At 65.0% G+C, this 1,929-nt stretch carries 1 protein-coding gene and 2 pseudogenes; all 3 read left to right on the top strand.

Annotated features, from left to right (window positions below):
- Positions 1-150 precede the first annotated feature (150 nt).
- Positions 151-588, top strand: coding sequence for an IS66-like element accessory protein TnpA (tnpA, locus tag WA702_RS10875; RefSeq protein WP_425110519.1), 438 nt, complete (start codon positions 151-153; stop codon positions 586-588).
- Positions 585-940: pseudogene (gene tnpB, locus WA702_RS10870) on the top strand (IS66 family insertion sequence element accessory protein TnpB). The gene tnpA and the pseudogene tnpB overlap by 4 nt, the downstream one beginning before the upstream one ends.
- A 122-nt stretch (positions 941-1,062) precedes the next feature.
- A pseudogene (tnpC, locus tag WA702_RS10865) lies at positions 1,063-1,929 on the top strand (IS66 family transposase); the annotation flags it as partial.

The following is a 1,929-nucleotide window of genomic DNA, read 5'->3' as shown; positions in this document are numbered from 1 at the left end:
AGGCCAGCACCTTCAGCGCGCCACCTGCAGTCCGGAGCTGAAGCATCAGTCCGGTCCTACCTTGCTATTTTGTAAGCGATGTTCTGCGGCCACCTTCCAGATGATGTGCTGATCTGCGAGTCTGCGGTCGTTATGACCGGTAGGCTTAGAATGGACACAGGGCGTAGTGCTATCACGGAGCCGGCCCGGCGGCTGGAAGTCTTCACCGGAGCCGGTCGTCGGCGGAAGTGGGACAACGAAGACAAGGCGCGGATTGTCGCGGAGATCGTGATGAGCGGCGACTCGGTTTGTGCCGTGGCTCGACGCCATGGGTTGTCGCCGCAGCAGTTGTTTGGCTGGCGCCGCCAACTGAGAGAAGCAGCGGTCAGGCATTCTGAAGCGGAGGAATTGCAGTTTGTGCCGGCGGTGGTGGATGCGGTCGCGCCAGCACCGGTTCTTCGCCGGCAGCGTGAACCGCCACGATGCAAGTCCGAGCCTGACCTTGGAATGATTGAGGTTGAGGTCGACGGCGTGACGATCCGGGTGGGCCGCGGCGCAGACGTGACCACGATCGCGGCGATCGTCCAGGCTCTGAAGGCAAGCAGGTGATCGGTCCGTCCGGGACGGTTCGGGTGATGGTGGCGACCAAGCCGGTCGACTTCCGCAAAGGCGCCGAAGGATTGGCCACGCTGGTGCGCGAGGCGATGATGGCCGATCCATTCTCGGGCGCGATGTATGTGTTCCGCGCCAAACGGGCGGACCGGATCAGCTGATCTTCTGGGATGGGACGGGTCTATGCCTGTTCGCCAAGCGGCTTGAGGATGGTATCTTCCGGTGGCCGAAGATTGAAGATGGCGTGATGCGCTTGTCGGCCGCGCAATTGTCGGCGGTGCTCGAAGGGCTGGACTGGCGGCGCGTGCATGAGGCCCGGGAGACGACGACACCGACGCTGCCCGAATAGTTGTTGGCAGCGCTGCGGCGAAGTGAATCAGGGTCGCCGGGCTCGTCGCAAAGTGAGTGCGAATATGCTCTGATTTGCGCGTGAGCGACGCCCTGCCTGACGATCCCGAGACGCTGAAAGCGATGCTGCTCGCCGAGCGGTGCGAGAGCGAGCGGCTGCGCCGGATCATCAAGGAAATGCAGCGCCATCGCTTTGGCCGGAAGGCGGAGACTTTGCCCGAGGACCAGATGCTGCTGGGCCTGGAAGACGTTGAGCAGGTCGCCGCGGCCGGCGAAGCAGAGCAGGACGAGAGCATCCCCGATGGCCGCGCGGGGCGGGCTCGCAAGCGTCGCAGCAACCGTGGCGCCTGGCCAGTGCACCTGCCGCGGGTCGAGATCGTCGTCGACATCGATGACAACACCTGTCCCTGCTGCAAGGGCGAGTTGCACCGGATCGGCGAGGACAGAAGCGAGCGGCTGGACATGGTGCCGGCGCAGTTCCGGGTGCTGGTCACCCGGCGGCCCAAATACGCGTGCCGATCCTGTGAGGACGGCATCATGCAGGCGGCGGCTCCGGCCCGGCTGATCGAGGGCGGACTGCCGACCGAGGCCACCGTCGCCCAGGTTCTGGTGTCCAAATATGCCGACCACCTGCCGCTGTATCGGCAGGCCCAGATCTACGCCCGCCAGGGCATCGATCTGGATCGTTCGACGCTGGCGAACTGGGTCGGTCATGCGGCCTGGCACCTGCGCCCGCTGCATGAGCGCCTCCTTGGCAAGCTCAGGCACCGGCCAAAGCTATTTGCCGATGAAACGACCCTGCCGGTGCTTGATCCCGGCCGCGGGCTCACCAAGACCGGCCAACTCTGGGCCTATACCGCCGAGATCGGCCATGGGGCGGCGCCGATCCGCCAGGCGTCGTCTACGTTTATGCACCTGACCGCAAAGCCGAGCGGCCGATCGCCCATCTCGCAGGCTTCAAGGGGATCCTGCAGGTCGACGGCTATGCCG

It is taken from the genome of Bradyrhizobium sp. (assembly GCF_049798375.1).
In the GTDB taxonomy this organism is placed as follows: Bacteria; Pseudomonadota; Alphaproteobacteria; order Rhizobiales; family Xanthobacteraceae; genus Bradyrhizobium.
Note: the sequence above shows the minus strand (reverse complement) of the source record. Positions and strands in the feature narration are given on the sequence as shown.

Coding starts and splice junctions, on each gene's coding strand:
- tnpA (WP_425110519.1), top strand. CDS start 151: ATGGACACAGGGCGTAGTGCTATCACGGAGCCGGCCCGGCGGCTGGAA.